This window comes from Dactylosporangium darangshiense (assembly GCF_039537565.1).
Taxonomy (GTDB): domain Bacteria; phylum Actinomycetota; class Actinomycetes; order Mycobacteriales; family Micromonosporaceae; genus Dactylosporangium; species Dactylosporangium darangshiense.
Map to the genome: position 1 here is coordinate 111,669 of NZ_BAABAT010000009.1, position 17,309 is coordinate 128,977.

The 17,309-nt window shown below is 74.2% G+C and carries 13 protein-coding genes and 1 pseudogene; 7 read left to right on the plus strand and 7 right to left on the minus strand.

Translation table 11 applies throughout. The annotated features are described in order from the left end of the window. Nucleotides 1–9: 9 nt before the first annotated feature. The 4 genes and pseudogenes from ABD901_RS18960 to ABD901_RS18975 all read right to left on the minus strand — a co-directional run bounded on the left by ABD901_RS18960 (nucleotide 10) and on the right by ABD901_RS18975 (nucleotide 6,945). A complete protein-coding gene (locus ABD901_RS18960; protein ID WP_345128334.1) occupies nucleotides 10–1,767 on the minus strand; it encodes a tetratricopeptide repeat protein in 1,758 nt (585 codons plus the stop codon). A 193-nt stretch (nucleotides 1,768–1,960) separates the two neighbouring features. Further along, a pseudogene (locus ABD901_RS59045) lies at nucleotides 1,961–2,428 on the minus strand (AAA family ATPase); the annotation flags it as partial. Beyond that, nucleotides 2,320–3,498, minus strand: coding sequence for a CHAT domain-containing protein (locus ABD901_RS18970; protein ID WP_345128336.1), 1,179 nt, complete (start codon nucleotides 3,496–3,498; stop codon nucleotides 2,320–2,322). The pseudogene ABD901_RS59045 and the gene ABD901_RS18970, both read right to left, overlap by 109 nt. Continuing rightward, entirely contained in the window at nucleotides 3,499–6,945 is a 3,447-nt protein-coding gene (locus tag ABD901_RS18975) for a tetratricopeptide repeat protein (protein ID WP_345128337.1), read from the minus strand. A gap of 108 nt (nucleotides 6,946–7,053) precedes the next feature. Here ABD901_RS18975 and ABD901_RS18980 point away from each other — a divergent pair, with 108 nt between their 5' ends. From ABD901_RS18980 to ABD901_RS19005, 6 genes are all read left to right on the plus strand, one after another. Beyond that, complete coding sequence (locus ABD901_RS18980; protein WP_345128338.1) at nucleotides 7,054–8,256, plus strand: cytochrome P450; 1,203 nt, start codon at nucleotides 7,054–7,056, stop codon at nucleotides 8,254–8,256. Beyond that, nucleotides 8,250–8,456: a ferredoxin gene (locus tag ABD901_RS18985; RefSeq protein WP_425556701.1), complete on the plus strand. Its 207-nt coding sequence runs from the start codon at nucleotides 8,250–8,252 to the stop codon at nucleotides 8,454–8,456. The genes ABD901_RS18980 and ABD901_RS18985 overlap by 7 nt, the downstream gene beginning before the upstream one ends. Before the next feature lie 120 nt (nucleotides 8,457–8,576). Continuing rightward, nucleotides 8,577–8,894 carry a helix-turn-helix domain-containing protein gene (locus ABD901_RS18990; RefSeq protein WP_345128339.1) on the plus strand — a complete coding sequence of 106 codons (318 nt, stop codon included), beginning with the start codon at nucleotides 8,577–8,579 and terminating at the stop codon, nucleotides 8,892–8,894. Nucleotides 8,895–8,932: 38 nt separating this feature from the next. Then, nucleotides 8,933–9,592, plus strand: a complete 660-nt coding sequence (locus ABD901_RS18995; RefSeq protein WP_345128340.1) for a hypothetical protein — start codon at nucleotides 8,933–8,935, stop codon at nucleotides 9,590–9,592. A gap of 121 nt (nucleotides 9,593–9,713) precedes the next feature. Then, nucleotides 9,714–10,223 (plus strand): SigE family RNA polymerase sigma factor, encoded by a 510-nt coding sequence (locus ABD901_RS19000; protein WP_345128341.1) that lies wholly within the window; start codon nucleotides 9,714–9,716, stop codon nucleotides 10,221–10,223. Continuing rightward, nucleotides 10,220–11,311 (plus strand): hypothetical protein, encoded by a 1,092-nt coding sequence (locus ABD901_RS19005; protein WP_345128342.1) that lies wholly within the window; start codon nucleotides 10,220–10,222, stop codon nucleotides 11,309–11,311. Before ABD901_RS19000 ends, ABD901_RS19005 begins: the two co-directional genes overlap by 4 nt. Nucleotides 11,312–11,329: 18 nt before the next feature. Here the strand turns inward: ABD901_RS19005 and ABD901_RS19010 are convergent, their stop codons facing one another. Continuing rightward, a complete protein-coding gene (locus tag ABD901_RS19010) occupies nucleotides 11,330–11,689 on the minus strand; it encodes a hypothetical protein (RefSeq protein ID WP_345128343.1) in 360 nt (119 codons plus the stop codon). Between the two features lie 78 nt (nucleotides 11,690–11,767). Here ABD901_RS19010 and ABD901_RS19015 point away from each other — a divergent pair, with 78 nt between their 5' ends. Next, a complete protein-coding gene (locus tag ABD901_RS19015) occupies nucleotides 11,768–13,495 on the plus strand; it encodes an MFS transporter (protein ID WP_345128344.1) in 1,728 nt (575 codons plus the stop codon). 16 nt (nucleotides 13,496–13,511) lie between these two features. On the opposite strand, the gene ABD901_RS19020 is transcribed toward ABD901_RS19015, so the two are convergent. Continuing rightward, the gene (locus ABD901_RS19020) at nucleotides 13,512–16,445 is read right to left on the minus strand and encodes a phosphatidylglycerol lysyltransferase domain-containing protein (RefSeq protein WP_345128345.1); all 2,934 of its coding nucleotides are present in this window, start codon (nucleotides 16,443–16,445) and stop codon (nucleotides 13,512–13,514) included. Next, complete coding sequence (locus ABD901_RS19025) at nucleotides 16,442–17,278, minus strand: hypothetical protein (RefSeq protein ID WP_345128347.1); 837 nt, start codon at nucleotides 17,276–17,278, stop codon at nucleotides 16,442–16,444. The genes ABD901_RS19020 and ABD901_RS19025 overlap by 4 nt, the downstream gene beginning before the upstream one ends. Between the last annotated feature and the right edge of the window lie 31 nt (nucleotides 17,279–17,309).

The following is a 17,309-nucleotide window of genomic DNA, read 5'->3' on the forward strand; positions in this document are numbered from 1 at the left end:
CCGCCGATCCTATGCCGCCTCGGCCTCGTGCGCGTCGACGAGCTTGGCGACCGCCAGGTATCCGTCATGGCCGAGGACCTGGGCTCCGATCCGGGCGAGCGACTCGGCGCCGATAGCGGCGCGCACTTCGGCAAGGCGCTCGAGGTCGACGGACGCCTGCGTCGTGTCGATGGTGGCGCGGATGAGGACGGCCCGGAGGTGGAACCCGGCGGCCTCGCCGGTCCGATCGGTGGCGGCGCACAGGGTGCCGAGCTGGCTGAGGTTGGTGGCGATGCCGGCCTGGTTGCCGAGTCGTTCCTCGATGGCGAGCGACCGCCGGTAGCAGCGCTCGGCCTCCGCATGGTCCCCTCGATCCTGCGCGAGCAGGCCGAGTTGGTGGTGCGTGCCGGCGAGGCCGCGCTGGTCGCCGATGCGCTCGCGGATGGCGCGGGCCTGCTCGTAGCGATGCTCGGCCTCCGCGTAGTCGTGCTGATGGTGGGCCACCATGCCGGCCAGCTGGTGGCCGGCGCCGAGGCCGTCCAGGTCGCCGACCCGCTCGAAGATGGCCATGGACTGCCGGTTGCGGCGCTCGGCCTCGGCGTAGTCGCCGCGCCGCAGGGCGAGGTTGCCCAGTTCGTGATCGGTGACCGCGGCGCCGGCTTCGTTGCCGAGCTCTTCCTCGATGGCGAGGGACCGCAGGTATTGCCGCTCCGCTTCGTCGTAGTCGCCCCGCTCCTTGGCCAGCGCGCCGAGTTGGTGGTGGGTGCTGGCAAGGTTGGCCCGGTTGTCGAGCTGCTCGAAGATGACCAGCGCCTGCCGGTAGCGCTGTTCGGCTTCGGAGTAGCCGCCGCGGTCGTGGGCCAGCATCCCGAGCACGAGATAGGTGCTCGCGCGGTTGGACTGCTCGCCGCGTTGCTCGAAGATGGCCAGCGCCTGCCGATAGCGCTGCTCGGCCTCGGCATAGTCGCCCAGGCGGTGCGCGAGCGTGCCGAGCTGGTGGATGTAGTCGCCGAAGTACGCAGCTTCGCCGGGCAGCCACCGCAGCGTGTCGTGGATGAGCACGGCGGCCTGGTCCCAGGCGCCGGTGCGCTCCAGCCGCCTGCTGATCGTCCTCGTGACGGTTGCGGCGGCGTCGAGGTCTCCGGCGGCGAGCAGGTGGTGGCGGGCCTCGGTCAGGGCGTGCAGGTCTCCGTCGCGCTGCTGCCAGTACTCGGCGGCGGCGCGGTGGGCGAGCAGGAGCGGGTCCACGTCCGGCCCCAGGCAGCGGTGCAGTTCGATAGCGGTCCACCGGTGCATGAACACCAGTTCGCGTTCGGCGTCGTGGTGGACGAGGCTGCTGCCGACCAGCGCGTCCAGCAGGCCGGCGTCGAGTCCTGGCGCAACGGCGGAGACGGGTTCGCGGTACACGCTGATCGCGATGAGCATGTCGGTCGCGCCCGGGATAGTGGCCAGGTGCCGCAGGTGGTCGCCGAGCAGGACGTCGTCGGCGGCCAGGGTGACGGTGTGGGCCAGGGCGGCGTCGAGGGTGCGCCGCTGCGCAAGCCAGGTCGTGGCGGCGTCCGGGCCGAGGCGGGTCGTGACGGCCCTGGTGAGCCGGTCGGTGATGTCGTCGAACCGGCCGTGGCCCTGTCCGAGCAGCGCGTCGAGGTATTCCAGGGACCGAGGGTGCCCGCCGACGACGCGCCACACCCGGTCGGCCCGCGCGCCGGTGTCGGCGTGGCGGTCGACGTGCGGCAGCGACCACAGCAGCTTCGCCGTCTCCGCCGCCGACAGGGGCCCGACCGGCACGGCCAGCAGCCGCGCCGCGGCGCCGTCGGGCAGGTCCAGCGGGTGCCGGGTGGTGATCAGCAGGCGGCTGCGGGCCCCGGGTGGCGGCCCAGGCGGCGAGCAGGCCCGCCAGGCCCGGGTCCGTGATCTCGTTGGTGTCAGGGTCGAGGTTGTCCTCGAAGTTGTCCAGCACGAGCAGGACCGGCACCTCGTGGAGGACGTCGTCGTGCAGCAGGGAGAACCGGTCGGCCCACGGCACCTCGACGCGCGTCGCGACCTGCACCGCGACCGCCGCCGGACCCGTCGCCACTGCTCGTCGCAGCAACTCGCGTCGGGCTACGGCCGCCACCTCGGCCAGGACCGCGTCGGTAGTGATCGGACCGTACAGTGACGCGACCCGCCAGGTCGGGTCGGCGTCCACGGTGCGGCGCAGCACCTCGGCCGCCAGGGTGGTCTTGCCGACGCCGCCGATGCCGTGCAGGACCAGGCCCGAGTACTCGTCGGCGGCCAGCGCCTCCGGCAGTTGCCGCTGGAGGGCGCGGCGGCCGACGAACTGCCCGACCGGGCGGGCCGCTACCCGGCCCACTCGGCGGCGTGCGGCGACGGGAGCGGCACCTTCGGCCGCCGGTGGTCGATGACCGGGACGGCGGGCGCGTTGGCGAGCAGGGTGACCACGCCCCACTCGTCCATGCCCGCCAGGGCCTGCGCCGCCCGGTCCCTGCCGGCCAGGAGCGCCTGCTGCACGAATCGGCGGGCGTCGCCGACCGCGCGCACCACGTCCGGGTCCCGGCTGCCGGCCAGTTCGGCGTAGACCTTGGCGAACAGCATGGTCGCGTACCGGTCGGTGACGCTGGTCTGGGTGCCGATCACGGCGCACACCCCGCGCGCCGCCAGCTGGGCCGCGAACGAGGATCCCTGCTGCTCGCCGTCAACATCGGTGTAGCAGGCGGCCAGGGCGAGGACCGGCGGCATCTTCCCGGGCGGGATCGCCTCGGCCATCAGCTCCTCCGCGCTGACCTCGCGGGCCGCGCCGTCCTCGTCCTCGAGCACCAGCGCGCCGGGGCTGCCGTGTGCCGAGATGTGCAGGACGTGCGCCCCGCCCGGCATGTCCAGGGCGGCGCGGATCGCCTGGGTCGTGGCGAACGGCACGACCTCCACCCGGGCCTCGTACCGGCGCGCCTGCCGCACCGCCGCGAGCACCGCCCGGAGCTCGTGCTCGTAGTCCAGCAGCGGCCCGCCGCCGACGTCGGGCGAGGCGATCGCGACCACGATCCGCAGCGGGCCGGCCAGGAGCGCCGGCGCCGTAGCCCTGCTGCACCGGTACACGACCACGTGCGGATGCAGCGCCAGGGGCTGCGCGGAGACCGGGTCGCGCAGTGCCTCCCACGGCAGCGCCGCCAGCCCGGGCGCGTCGACGCCGATGCGCAGGGCGAGGAAGTCCCGCGTCGCGCGCTGCAGCAGCCTGCGCAACGCCTCGGCAACCGGCGCGGGCAGGAACGACTCGGCGAGCAGCTCGCCCGCGCGCCGCAACGACACCAGCCCCGGCGCGCCGCCCGCCTCCGGTTCGACGTCCCGCACCACCGCGACGCCGCCGCGCCGGATGCGCTCCAGCCGCACGTCCTGCAGCGCGTTGCTCAGCCCGGGCCGCACCCCGCCGTGCGGCGCCGACACGTCGACGTCCGCGCCCGTGAGCCGGACCGTCGCGTCCGAGACGGTCAGGGTCACGTCGAGCGGGGTTCCTCGCGGCGTCACCTAAGCCTCCTCCTTGACCAGGCTGTCCAGCACCTCGATGAGATTGTCGCGGCCGTCCTGCCCGAGGAGCCGGGCGGCGATCCCGGCGAACGTATCCTCGCCGACGACGGGGCGGAGGCGGACGAGTCGCTGGAACGATCTGGCGGCGTCGGATTTGCCGATGGCGACGCGAATGACGGCCGCCTGGATGTGGAACTCTACGGCCTCGTAGGGCCGATCGGTCTCGGCGTACATGTTGCCGAGCTGACTTAGGCTGGTGGCGATGCCGGCCCGGTTGCCGAGCTGCTGCTCGATGGCGAGGGACTGCCGGTAGCGGCGTTCCGCCTCTGTGTGGTCGCCTCGCGCGCGTGCCAGCAACCCGAGCTGGTGGTAGGTGGCGACCACACCGGCCAGGTGGCCGAGCCGTTCGAGCAGGGTGACTGCGTGGAGGTAGCGGCGTTCGGCCTCGTCGAGGTCGCCTTGGTCGTGCGCCAGCATGCCGAGCTGGTGCGTGGTGATGGCGACACCGGCCAGGTCGCCGAGAGGCTCCGTCAGGTCGAGTGCCTGCCGGTACCGGCGTTCGGCCTCGTCGAAGTCGCCGTGATGGTGAGCCAGACTGCCGAGTTGGCCGTAGGTGTCGGCCAGCCGGGCCTGTTTGCTGAGGCGTTCGAAGATGTCGAGGGCCTGGTAATACTGGCGCCCGGCCTCGTCGAGGTCGCCCTTGGCCTCGGCCAGCACACCGAGTTGATGGTGGACGCTGCCGACACGCTCCAGGTCGTTGGCCTGTTCGAAGACGGTGAGTGCCAGGCGATAGCGGCGTTCCGCTTCGGTGTAGTCGCCGCGGTGGTATGCCAGGATGGCGATCTGGTAGTAGCTGACGGCGGCGCCGACCTGATCGCCGCGCGGCTCTCGTACGGCGACGGACTGCCGGTAGCGGCGTTCGGCCTCCGTGTAGTCGCCGCGATGGTGGGCCAGCGTGCCGAGTTGGTGGAGGTAGCCCGGGTAGTTGCCCGCTTCGGGGGGCAGCCAGCGCAGGGTGTCGTGGATGAGCGCGGTCGCCCGGTCCCAGGCCCCGGTGTTCTCCAGCTGGGTGCAGAGCGTTGCCGTGACCTTGTCGGCGGCGTCGAGGTCGCCGGCGGCGAGCAGGTGGAATCGGGCCTCGGTCAGGTCGTGCAGATCTTCGCCGAGGTCCAGCCAGTGCCTGGCGGCGGCGCGGTGGGCGCGCAGGAGCGAGTCCGTAGCGGTGCCCGAGTAGCGGTGGAGTTCGGTGGCCGTCCACCGGTGCATGAACACAAGGTCGCCCACCGGGTCTTGGTGGACGAGGCTGCTGCGCACGAGGGTGACCAACACGTCGGCGTCGAGGTGCAGCGCGCCGACCGGCACGGGTTCGCGGTACACGCTGATCGCCATCAGCAGCTCGACCGCCCCGGGAACGGTCGCGAGGTGCCGCAGGTGGTCGGCAAGGAGCACGTCGTCGGCGGCGAGGGTGACGGTGTCGGCGAGGGCGGCGTCGAGCGTGCGCTCCTGGGCCAGCCACGCCGCCGAGTCCTCCGGCCCGAGGCGCGTGGCGACGGCCTTGGTCAGGCGGTCGGTGATGTCGTCGAACCGGGCCTGCCCCTGCCCGAGCAGCGCGTCGAGGTACTCGAGGGATCGTGGATGCCCGCCGACGGCCCGCCACACGCGCTCCGTGACGGCGGCGGACGTGGCGTGGCGGTCGACGTGCGGCAGTGACCACAGCAGCTTCCCGGTCTCGGCCGCGGACAACGGCCCTACCGGGACGGCCAGCAGTTGAGCGGAGTCGGGCTGCGCGAACGGATGGCGCGAGGTGACCAGCACCCGGCTGCGGGCGGGCGCCGAGACCCATGCGGCGAGCAGCCCGGCCAGGCCGGGATCGGTGAGCACGTGGGTGTCCGGCGCGAGGTTGTCCTCGAAGTTGTCGAGGACGAGCAGGATCGGGATCTCGTGCAGGACGTGGTCGTGCAGCAGGGCCAGCCGGTCGGCCCACGGCACGTCGATGCGGGCCGCCGTCTGCGCCGCGACGGTTGCCGGGCCGGCGACGGTCTGGCGCAGCAGCAGCTCGCGCCGGGCGACGGCGGCCACCTCCGCCAGGACCGCGTCCGCGGTGAGCGGGCCGTACAGCGACGCCACCCGCCACGAAGGATCGGCCTCGACGGTGCGCCGCAGCACCTCGGCGGCGAGCGTGGTCTTGCCCACGCCGCCGATGCCATGGAGCACGAGACCGGCCTGTTCGTCGCCGGCGAGGAGGGCGGGCAGGCGGCGCTGCAGGGTTCGCCGGCCGACGAACTGACCGACCGGCCGGGCGGCGACCCGTCCCCATTCGGCGGCGCGCGGCGCGGGCACCGGCTGCAGCGGCAGCCGCAGGTCGATGACCGGGATCGAGGGCGCGTTGGCGAGCAGTGTGACCACGCCCCACTCGTCCATCGCGGCCAGCACCCGGTCGCCGCCGGCCAGCAGCGTCTGCTGCACGAGCCGGCGGGCCTCGCTGACCGCGCGGACCACGTCGGGGTCGCCGCTGCAGGCGAGCTCGGCGTAGACCTGCGCGAGCAGCATGGTGGCGTAGCGGTCGGTGACGCTGGTCTGGGTACCGATGACGGCACATACGCCGCGCGCGGCCAGTTGCGCGGCGAAGGACGTGCCCTGCTGCTCGCCGTCGACGTCGGTGTAGCAGGCGGCGAGAGCCAGGACCGGGGGCATCTTGCCGGGCGGGATCGCCTCGGCGATCAGCTCCTCGGCGGTGACCTCGCGTGCGGTGCCGTCCTCGTTCTCGAGCAGCAGCGCGCCGGGCTTGCCGTGTGCGGAGATGTGCAGCACGTGGGCGCCGCCCGGCAGGTCCAGGGCGGCCCGGATCGCGCGGGTCGTGGCGAACGGCACCACCTCGACGCGCGCGTCGTACCGCCGCGCCTGGCGCACGGCGGCCAGCACCGCCCGCAGCTCGTGTTCGTAGTCCAGCAGCGGCCCGCCGCCGGTGTCGGGCGAGGCGATCGCCACCACGATCCGCAGCGGCCCCGCCAGCCGCGCCGGGGTCGTGAGAGCGCTTCGGCGGTACACGATGACGTGCGGATGCAGCGCCAGCGGCAGTCCATCCACGGGATCGGGCAGCGCCTCCCACGGCAGCGCCGCCAGGCCGGGCGCGTCGACGCCGATGCGCAGGGCGACGAAGTCTCGCGTCGCGCGCTCCAGCAGGCCGCGCAGCGCCTCGGCAACCGGCGCGGGCAGGAACGACTCGGCGAGCAGCTCACCCGCCCGGCGCAGCGACACCAGGCCGGGTGCGCCGCCCGGCTCGGCCTCGACCTCGCGTACCACCGCCACGCCGCCGCGGCGGGTGCGTTCGAGCCGCACGTCCTGCAGGGCGCTGCGCAGGCCGTGGCGCACGCCGCCGTGCGGGGCCGACACGTCAACGTCCGCGCCCGTCAGGCGGACGACCGAGTCCGAGACGGTTAGAGCCACGTCGAGCGGGGTACCTCGCGGCGTCATGTCCTGTTCTGACGGACACGTGCGGTTGGTGTTAGCCTGAGGCATCGATAGCAACGGATGGAACGACGGGGAGTGCTCATCATGACTCGGCCGCAGTTGCCCTTCGACCGGCCCAATGTGCTCGACATCGCGCCGCTCTACGACGTGCTGCGGCGCGAGGCGCCCCTCACCAAGGTCACCACGCCCGCGGGGGATCCGGCCTGGCTGGTGACCGCCTATGCGGAGGCGAAGCAGGTCTTCGGCGACCGACGGTTCGGGCGGTCGCACCCGGCGCCGCAGGAGGCGGCGCGGGTCTCGCACGCGGCGCTGCTCGACGGGCCGTCCGGCAACTACGAGACCGAGGAGCGCGAGCACACCCGGATGCGGCGGCTGCTCGCGCCGGCGTTCTCGGCGCCCCGGATGCGGCGGCTCGCCGGGCGGATCGAGGAGCTCACCGAGCGGTGCCTCGACGACATGCAGGCCGCCCGCGACGCGCGGCCCGGCGAGGCCGTCAACCTGCACGAGCTGCTCGCCTTTCCGCTGCCGGTGCTGGTGATCTGCGAGCTGCTCGGGGTGCCGTACGAGGATCGTGCGCACTTCCGGCAGCTGTCGGGGCGGATCGGGATGATCGACGGGGGTGAGGACGCGCGGGCGGCGATGGCCGAGTTCCGGGCGTATACCGGCGGGCTCGCCGAGGCCAAGCGGCGCGAACCCGGGCCGGACGTCATCTCCGACCTCGTCGCCGCGCAGGCCGAGGACCCGACGTTCACCGAGGACGAGGTCGCGCGGCTCGCCGCGGGGCTGATCTTCGCCGGGCACGAGACCACCTCGACCCGCATCGACCTGGGCGTGTTGCTGCTGCTCGCCGACCCGGGCCGGCGGGACCGGTTCGCCGCGGACCCCGAGGGGGAGGTCGGGCCGACCGTCGAGGAGATCCTGCGCATCACCGCGCCCGGCGGATTGGGGCTGCTGCGGTACGCCCACGACGACGTCGAAGTCGGCGGCGTCACGATCGCCCGCGGCGACGCGGTCATCATCTCCAGCAACGCCGCCAACCGGGACGCGTCCGTGTTCGCGGAGCCGGGCGAGTTCGACCCGGACCGGCGGCCCAACGCCCACATCGCCTTCGGGCACGGCGCCCACGTCTGCATCGGCGCCAACCTCGCCCGCACCGAGCTGCGCACCGTCTTCCCGGCCCTGCTGCGCCGGTTCCCGGGGCTGCGGCTGGCGATCGGCGTCGACGACATCGAGGTGCGCAACAACCGGCTCACGGGCAGCGTCGACGAGGTACCGGTGACATGGTGACGATGAAGGTCCGCGCCGACACCGCCGTCTGCCTCGCCGCGGGCCAGTGCGCGCTGATGCTGCCCGCGGTGTTCGACCAGCGTGACGACGACGGCATCGTCGTGGTGCTCGACGAGGAACCCCCGGCCGAGCTGCACGACGCGGTGCGCGCGGCCGTCCTCGGATGCCCGTCGGGGGCGCTACGCGTCGACGAGGGCTGAGGCGCACCGCTCGCGGAGGCCGAGCACCATCGCCGGGTCGCGCGGGCCGCCGTCCTTCTCGGTCCGGTCGGCGAAGTACCTGCCCGTGCGGCCCCGCAGCGACGGGTCGGTGGCGAGACGTTGACCACGCGGGCGGCCGGCGCGGCGCGCAGCGGGTCGAGCAGCAGCTCGGTCAGCAGGTACGGGCCGATCACGTTGGTGGCGAAGGTCAGCTCGACGCCGCCGGGGCCGGTGCGGCGGTCGGTGAACCACGCGCCGGCGTTGTTGGGGCGCATGCAGAAGGCGGCGACCCTGCTGCGGACCGAGCGGCGCAGCATCGAGTCGATCGCCCGGTACGTCGGCTACGAGTCGCCGGTCGCGTTCGCGAAGACGTTCAAGCGCGTGACCGGGCGCCCGCCGGGCGCCTATCGCCGGCGCGCGGAGGCGGCCGCGGGCTGACCCGCCGCGCCTCGGGACGTCGGCGGGTCGGTGCCGACGTGCGACCGCTCATGGGGTACAAGGTCGGTGTGGCATTGAACCATGGCGAGGCGCTCGTCGAGCGAGTGATCGAGTCGGTCCAGGCGCGGCCGGGGCGGCTCGTGCTGGACTACAACAAGTGGGCCGGCCCCTGGGTCGAGGGCGAGCCCGCGCCGGTCACCGGCGTGGATGTGTTCCCGAGCGGCCGCCCCGTGCCGGCCAGCCTGCGGCGATGGCTCGCCTACGACGGCTCCCTGCTGCGCCGCCACGGATGGCTCGACGACGACGACCGGCTCACGCCGCGCCCCCTCGCGCAGATCGCGCGGGAGGAGTTCGGCGAGCTCGGCGGCATGTACGACGTGGCCGCGCTCGCCGAGCGCTTCGCCGAGTGCTTCCTGCTGCCGGGCGGCAGCGACTCCCGCCGCGTGCTGGCCACCGGCACTCCGGACGCCGAGGGGGAGTACGCGGTCTTCGCCCTCGACGTGGACGACCTGCCGTGCATCGAGCTCATGTACCCCGGCTTCGACGTGTACCTCGCCGACACCGCCGAGGTGCTCGGCGTCGAGCGCGGGCCGGGCTACTCGTCGCTGGCCGCCGACCGCGTCTACGGTCCCCGGATGCGCGAGCACGCCCGTCACGTCTTCGGCGGCGGGTACTCCGAGGACATCGCCCAGTGGTGATCCGAGCAAGACCAGTGTTGATCCGAACGAGACCAGTGTTGATCCGAACGAGACCAGTGGTGATCCGAACAAAATCGGGAATCGTGTAACCCGATCCGGTGGGCGCGGCGTTTAGGCAGGCATGTCCACAGACGGACACGACTTCGAGTCGTTCTACCGGGCCCGGACGCCGGCGCTGCTGCGCACCGCGTACCTGCTCACCGGTGACCGGCACCTGGCCGAGGACCTGGTGCAGGACGCGCTGGCCCGCACCCATCGGGCCTGGCGGCGGCTTGCCGACGGCGGGAACCCGGAGGCGTACGCGCGGCGGGTGATGTACCACCTGCAGGTCAGCCGCTGGCGTCGCCGCCGGGTCGCCGAGTCCCTGCCGGGCGAGCTGCCCGAGCGGCGCGACGGGCGCGACCCGGCCGGCGAGGCCGCCGAGCGGCTGGCGCTGCGCCAGGCGCTGCTAACGCTGCCGGCGCGGCAGCGGGCGGCCCTGGTGCTGCGCTATTTCGAGGACCACAGCGAGGCGGAGGCCGCCGACCTGCTCGGCTGCCGGGTCGGCACCCTCAAGAGCCACCTCGCCCGCGGGCTCGCGGCGTTGCGCCGTGCTCTGCCCGATCCGGCCACGGAGGGGATGCCGCGATGAGCCACGACCTGCACCGGCGGCTGGGCCGCCTCGCCGCCGACATGGACGGCACCGACCTGATGGGGCTGCGCGCCCGGGTCGAGCGGCGCTCCCGCCAGCTGCGCAACCGCCGCGCGATCGCCGCGGCCGCCGCCGCCCTCGCCGGCCTGGCGGTGCTGCTGGCCGGCGGCGCGGTCCTGCTGCCGCGGCCCGACCGCGCCGCGCCGCCGCTGCCCGCCACGTCGGCCACGACCACGGCGCCGTCCACCGCCGCGCCGCCCTCGGCCGCGCCGTCGGGCACACCGTCGGCGACCGGCCACGCCCAGGCGCCCGGCACGCTCTACTACCTCACGCTGAGCCCGGGCCAGCCGATCCGGCTGGTCGCGTACACCGGCGGCACATCGCAGACGACCGGCTTCGGCACCGCCACGAGCAAGGACGTGTACGCCAGGCCGTCGCCCGACGGCACCCGACTGGTCGTCAACACCTCGCCCGACCACGACCGCATCGCGCCCGGCGACCTCGTCGTCGTCTCGCCCGGCGGCGCGCGGCACACCATCGCGCACGACGTGCGGTGGGACGGCGGGCTGACCGCGGTCTGGACGCCCGACGGCAAGGCCGTCATCGCCGACGGCGTGCGCTACGACGCGGCGACCGGCGCGCACGCACCGGCGTCGGGCTCGCTGCCTTACGTCGTATATTCGCCGGACGGCTCGGTGCGCGCCTACACGTCGGACACGCCGAGCGCGGTGCGCGTGGAGCAGGCCGGCAACGGGCCGCGGACGGTCTCGGTCACCGGCCTCGCCGAGTGCGAGCACGCCGGCTGCCCGACGTCGGTGCAGTCCGTCTCCGACGACGGGCGGTACCTGGCCCTGGGCGACGTCAACAGCGACCCGTCGCACGTGTTCCGCACGGCCGTCGTCTTCGACACCCTCGCCGGCCGGCGCGTCGAGCTCGGCCACCTCGAGCACGTGTGGTTCCGCGCGGGCGGCGCGCTGGTCGACTCCGGGGCGCAACTTACGCTGTATGACAACGACTGGAAGGTGCTGCGCACCTACCCGCGCCCGGCGGGCGAGGACGAGAAGACGCGGCTGTTCTATGCGCCGTAGACACCGGGATCGACGACGTCAGGCGGCGAGGCCGGTCGCCTTGTCCAGGCGCTGCAGCAGGTCGTGCGCGGCCAGCTCGACCGCCTTGTGGCGCCACTCGGACGCGCGGTACACGCAGGCGATCAGGCCGCTGCGGTGCAGGCGGCGCAGGTCGCCGTAGACGAAGGCGTAGCGGGCCTTGGTCTCGTCCGTGGCGCCGTCGGTAAGTGCCAGGTGCCACTGCGCGTACTCGTCCCAGGAGTGGCGCTGCAGGAACGCGTTCTCGGCGTCGGCCCGGGGCTGGACCTCGCCCCAGTCGCTGTCCAGCACGTACTGCCGGGCGTCGATGAGGCGGCGGGCCCGTTCCACCGCGGCGGGGTTGACCGTGTAGCTGGACATGGCCGATGGTTACCCAGCACGCGGCCGGACGAAGCGCGCCTTGGGTGAAACGCGGCAGCGCGGGTAGCCACCGTGGTCATGTCCGGTCGCAGCGGTCTTCCGAACCGGTGGTCGGTCCTGTCGAACACCACGCTCGGCATGCTCCTGGCCACGGTCAACGCGTCCATCCTCATCATCTCGCTACCCGCGGTGTTCACCGGCATCCGGCTCAACCCGCTCGCCCCGGGCAACGTGAGCTACCTGTTGTGGCTGCTCATGGGGTACCTGCTGGTCACGGCGGTGCTTGTGGTCAGCCTCGGGCGGCTCGGTGACATGTACGGGCGGGTGCGCATCTTCCGCGCCGGCTTCGTCGTGTTCGCGGTCACCTCGGTCGCGCTCGCGCTCGCACCGGGCGAGGGGAAGACCGCCGCGCTGTGGCTGATCGGCTGGCGGCTGGCGCAGGGCGTCGGCGGTGCGATGCTCATGGCCAACTCCACCGCGATCATCACCGACGCCTTCCCGCCCCGCCAGCGCGGCACCGCGCTCGGCGTCAACCAGGTCGCGGGCCTGGCCGGCACCTTCATCGGGCTCGTCCTCGGCGGGGTGCTCTCGGCGTGGCACTGGCAGGCGATCTTCTGGGTCAGCGTCGTGGTCGCCGTGATCGGCGCGGTGTGGGCGTATCGCAACCTGCGCTCCACCGCTCCGCCCCGCGGCGACGTGCGCATCGACTGGCTGGGCAACGTGACCCTGGCGCTCGGGCTGACGCTGGTGCTGGCCTCGCTCACGTACGGCATCCAGCCCTACGGCGGGCACACCGAGGGCTGGACCAATCCGATGGTGTTCCTGGGCCTGGCCGCCGGCGTCGCGCTGCTGGTCGCGTTCTGCTTCGTCGAGGCCCGGGTCGCGCAGCCGATGTTCCACCTCGGGCTGTTCCGCATCCAGGCGTTCTGGGCCGGCAACGCAGCGGCGCTGCTCAACGCGATCGCCCGCGGCGGGCTGCAGTTCATGCTCATCATCTGGCTGCAGGGCATCTGGCTGCCGCTGCACGGCTACGACTTCGCGCAGACCCCGCTGTGGGCCGGCATCTACCTGCTGCCGCTGACCGTCGGGTTCATCGCCGCCGGCCCGGTGTCGGGCCACCTGTCCGACCGGTACGGCGCCAAGCTCCTCGCCACCGGCGGCCTGCTGCTCATGGCCGCCTCGTTCATCGGCCTGCTGCTCATCCCGGTCGACTTCGGCTACCCGCAGTTCGCGCTCCTGCTGCTGCTCAACGGCATCGGCTCGGGCCTGTTCTCGGCGCCGAACACCACCGCGGTGATGAACGCCGTCCCGGCCGCGCAGCGCGGGGTCGCCTCCGGCATCCGGGCCACGTTCCAGAACGCCGGCATGGTGCTGTCCATCGGCATCTTCTTCTCGCTGCTCATCGCCGGGCTGTCCGACTCGCTGCCGGGCGCGCTGCACGCCGGGCTGGCCGCGCAGGGCGTGCCGGAGCCGGCGATAGCGGATGTCACCTCGGTACCCCCGGTCGGCCTCGTCTTCGCCGCGTTCCTCGGCTACAACCCGATCGGCGCGCTGCTGGCCGCGGCCGGCGTGCTCGGCACGCTGCCGGCGGCCACCGTCACGACCCTGACCGCCCGCACCTACCTGCCGCGGCTGCTCGCCGACCCGTTCCACGAGGGCCTCGTCGTCGTCTTCGTCCTGGCCGCCGCCCTGTCGGTGGCCGGCGCGGTGGTGTCACTGTTCCGCGGCGGCAGCTACATCCACGAGGAGGTCGTCGACGCGCACGTCCACGACGAGGACATGCGCGTCGACTCCGACTGCTGTTAGCCGGATGCCTGCGCGCTCAGCCGTGCCGCGCGGTGAGGCGGCCCACGACCGGGATCTCGGTGACGCCCTCCGCGCAGGCGATGGCCAGGGTCTGCTGAGGGGCGCTGGCCAGGTCGCCGAGCACGACGAAACGGGGGCGCCACAGCGGCTGGTACTTGTCGTTGTACCGCCACAGCGTCTCCATCTGCGTGCCGTCGCCGAGGCGGTGCAGCACCCGCCGCTGCAGGTCGCTGAGCCCGCCCCGCCCGCGCTCGCCGGCCAGCACCGCCCGCATGACGGCGAAGTTCAGCCCCAGGCCCCACTCGCCGCGCGCCTTGAGGTGCAGGATCGTCTCCACCACGACGAAGTCGGTCAGCCCGTTGGGCAGCTCCCGGTCGGTGGCCCGGCGCATGAGGTCCAGCGACCACCCGGCGATGTCGGCCGCCGGTATCCAGTGGCAGAAGCCGGCCGGGCGGCCGTCCGGGTCGTAGGCGACGGCGAGCAGCAGCCCGGCGTCGGCCGGGTCGAACAGCCGCGACAGGGTCATGGAGAAGCCGCGCTCGACGCCGCCCTGGCGGCTCTGCGCCGACAGCTCCCGCAGCTGCGCGGCCAGCGTCGGGTCCAGGCGGGCGGGGTCGTGGAAGCGGACCGTGTACCCGGACTTGCGGACCCGGTTGTAGGAGCCGCGCAGCGACTTCATCGACCGCCCGTCGAGGCTGAACGCGGCGCAGTCGACGATGGCCTCGTCGCCGAGGTACGCCGGGTGCATCCCGGCGGCCCGGTAGATCGGCAGCCACGCCTCGCTCGCACCGACCACGGTGACCGGCCACCCGTTGCGGTCCGCGAACGCCCCGAACTGCGCCCAGGCGTCGGCGTGCTGCTCCGGCGGCCCGATCGGGTCCGGCGAGACGAGGCAGACGCCCTCCCGGATGTCGTACGCCACCACGCAGTCGCCGGTGAAGAACCACGACTTGTCCTCGCGCAGTGCGAAGTACCCCAGCGTGTCGCCGCCGTGCTCGGCCACGATCCGCCGCGCCCGCTCCAGGTCCGCCCGGTGCTCGGCCGGGCTCGACGGCGCCCGCCGCCGCGGCCGCAGCAGCAGCCCGGCCACGACGCACAGCAGGCACAGCCCGGCGGCCAGCAGCGCGGGCGCCATGAGCCGCGACGCGTCCGGCAGCGGCGGCCGGTCCTCGCCGGCCAGCATCTCGGCGACCGCCTCGGCGGTGCTTTCGTCGGTCCCGCGCACCCCGGCCGTCGCGACCAGCACGGCGGAGACCACGATGACGAACACGGCCCCGGCCGCGAGCACGATCGCGGCCCTGCGGGCCTGGTGGCGGTCCGGGTGGGTCGGGAACGCGGCGCGCTGCGAGGCGAGCCAGCCCGCCACGACGAGCGCCAGCAGGGCCTCCTCGACGTCGAGGCCCTTGAGCAGGTGCAGCAGCGCCGACCCGGCCAGCAGCACGACCGCCACCGCCCACGCCAGTCGCCGCCCCCGTCGCAGACCCCAGGCCACGAGCAGCAGCGCCGTGCTCACGAACACGACGTTGGTCGCCGCCGCCTGCGCCGCGGCGACCGGCAGGACGTCCAGCAGCGCCCCGAACCGCCGGGGCAGCGGTGGGGTCACCGCGGACAGCACGCCGACGACGGCGACCCCGGCGACGAGCAGCGCGGCCAGGTTGCGCACCCGAGCCGCCCGGGAGCGGGCCGCGAGGGCCTCCTCGCCGATCGGCCACCCGGCCGCGCCGGGCAGCTGGGCGACCACCGTGGGCTCGGGCGGCAGGGTGACGGCGCGGCGCATGACGAGCCGCTCGAGCCACGTGGCCTCGCCGGCCGTTGACTCGGCGACGACGAGCCGGACCCGCAGGTCGTGCTCGACGTCGACCTCGACCCAGCAGCGGCGCAGGGTGGCGAGGAAGACGGGCGGCAGGAACCACCGGCCCGCGCGCATCTCGACCTGGCGGGTCCCGCTGCCGCTGTTGGCGTAGAAGCCGCCGCCGACCGCGGCGAGCTCCGGCTGGTGCGTGTGCCCGGTGATGAGCCCGGCGATGGTGTCGGGGCCGTCGCCGCACAGCGCCGCGGCGGCCGCCTTGGGCGTGGCGTTGAGCTTCGCGCCGCGTGGCCCGAAGCGGCTGCCGGCCATGGTGCGGTACAGCATCCGCGCCGCCAGCCCGGCCAGCGCCAGCAGCAGGACCGCCTGCGCGACGACGCCGACGGCGGTCAGCGCCGCCCACCGCTCGAGGCGGACCGCGGCGACGGAGCGCGACATGAGCCGGACCGAGGCCGGCGCGTGCAGCAGGACCGTCAGGGCGATCGGCACCGCCAGCCACCACAGCCGGCGGCCGAGCTCGCGGTACACCAGCCGCGACGCGAAGAACCGCCCGATCGCGTTGGGGTCGGCGAGCGACCCGATGTCGGCCAGCAGCGGCGTGCGCCGCACCTCGGGCAGCACCTCCTGCACGATGTGCTGCCCGAGCGGCGAGTCCAGTGGGTTGCGCGGGTCGGCGAAGCGGTTGGCCGGGTCGAAGTCGTGCCCGTGCTCGCACCGCACCGTCCGCCGGCCGGCCGGGGCGTCGAAGACCAGGTCGGCGGAGAGCGCGCACCGGGCGCCGAGCCGCTCGGCGAGCGCCGTCGCGGAGTCGTCGTCCCAGGCGATCGGCGCGTCGTGGTTGCCGACCACTACCACGACGTGCCGGCCGGGCCCGTCGGCGAACTCCCGGACGGCGCCCGCGAGGGCGGGGTGGGCGTCGAGGGCGTCGCGGACGCTCTCCTCGGGTTCGCCCCACAGCTCGAACGTGTCGCCGTTGAACACCAGCGCGCCGGGCCCGTCCCAGGCACGCAGCCGCGCGACGAGGTCATACTCCATGAGCCGGGTCGCGGGCGTCGGTTTGCCGGCCAGGTGCAGGTCGCTGCAGACGAGCAGGGCCGCGTCGGGTCCCAGCTGCTGGGTCAGCCGGTCGGGAACCTCGGTCATGGCGTGGCCTCCGCCCGTTGGGCCGGCGCGGACGCGAGGACCACGGCGGCGGCGAGAGCGGCGACCAGGGCGAGGACCGCCGGGAAGGCCCAGCCCGGGCGCACGGCGTCGCCGAACAGCACGACCCCGGCGGCGCCGGGCGCGAGCACCTCGACGATCCACAGCAGGGCGGTGCCGCGGGCGACGTCGCCGTGCGCGAGGGCCTGGGCGTAGAGGAGCATGCCCGCGATGCCGGAGACGGCAAGGGCCCACCACAGCGGGTCGGCGGCGATGGTCCCCAGGGCGTCCAGGGGCTGGCGCAGCGGCCGTTGCGGCAGGTGCAGGCCGCGGGCCGCGAGGGCCGTGCCGCCGAACGCGAGCCCGGCCAGCACGGCGCAGAGCGAGGCCTGCCGGGCCCGGCCGGCGAACCAGCCGGCGGCGGCGACGGCCAGGACGGCGCCGAGGATGCCGAGGCGGACGGGCATGGCGACCGGCTCGGCGGGCTGCGGTCCGGCGCTCATGGCCAGCGCGGCCAGGGCGGCGACCGTCACGACCACCGCCACGGCGTCGGCGCGGCGCAGCCGGACGCCCTGGACCAGCCGCGCCGCGACGGCGGTGACGGCGAGCGACCCGGCGAGGACGGCCTGCACCTGGAAGACGGGCAGTGCCCGCAGGGCCGCGAGCGAGAGCAGCCAGGCGAGCAGGTCGAGGGCGACGCCCGCGAGGTAGGCGGGGCGGCCCAGGATGCCCAGCACGCGCTCGCCGCCCGCGGCTCCCTCGGACTGCAGCAGCGAGCTGATGCCGTAGCCGAGCGCGGCGGCGACGGCCAGCCCGAGCGCGATGAGATGGCCCACGGCGGCGCCTCCGACCTAGCGATCATCGACC

Coding starts and splice junctions, on each gene's coding strand:
- ABD901_RS18980 (WP_345128338.1), top strand. CDS start 7,054: ATGACTCGGCCGCAGTTGCCCTTCGACCGGCCCAATGTGCTCGACATC.
- ABD901_RS18985 (WP_425556701.1), top strand. CDS start 8,250: ATGGTGACGATGAAGGTCCGCGCCGACACCGCCGTCTGCCTCGCCGCG.
- ABD901_RS19000 (WP_345128341.1), top strand. CDS start 9,714: ATGTCCACAGACGGACACGACTTCGAGTCGTTCTACCGGGCCCGGACG.
- ABD901_RS19005 (WP_345128342.1), top strand. CDS start 10,220: ATGAGCCACGACCTGCACCGGCGGCTGGGCCGCCTCGCCGCCGACATG.
- ABD901_RS19010 (WP_345128343.1), bottom strand. CDS start 11,689: ATGTCCAGCTACACGGTCAACCCCGCCGCGGTGGAACGGGCCCGCCGC.
- ABD901_RS19015 (WP_345128344.1), top strand. CDS start 11,768: ATGTCCGGTCGCAGCGGTCTTCCGAACCGGTGGTCGGTCCTGTCGAAC.
- ABD901_RS19020 (WP_345128345.1), bottom strand. CDS start 16,445: ATGACCGAGGTTCCCGACCGGCTGACCCAGCAGCTGGGACCCGACGCG.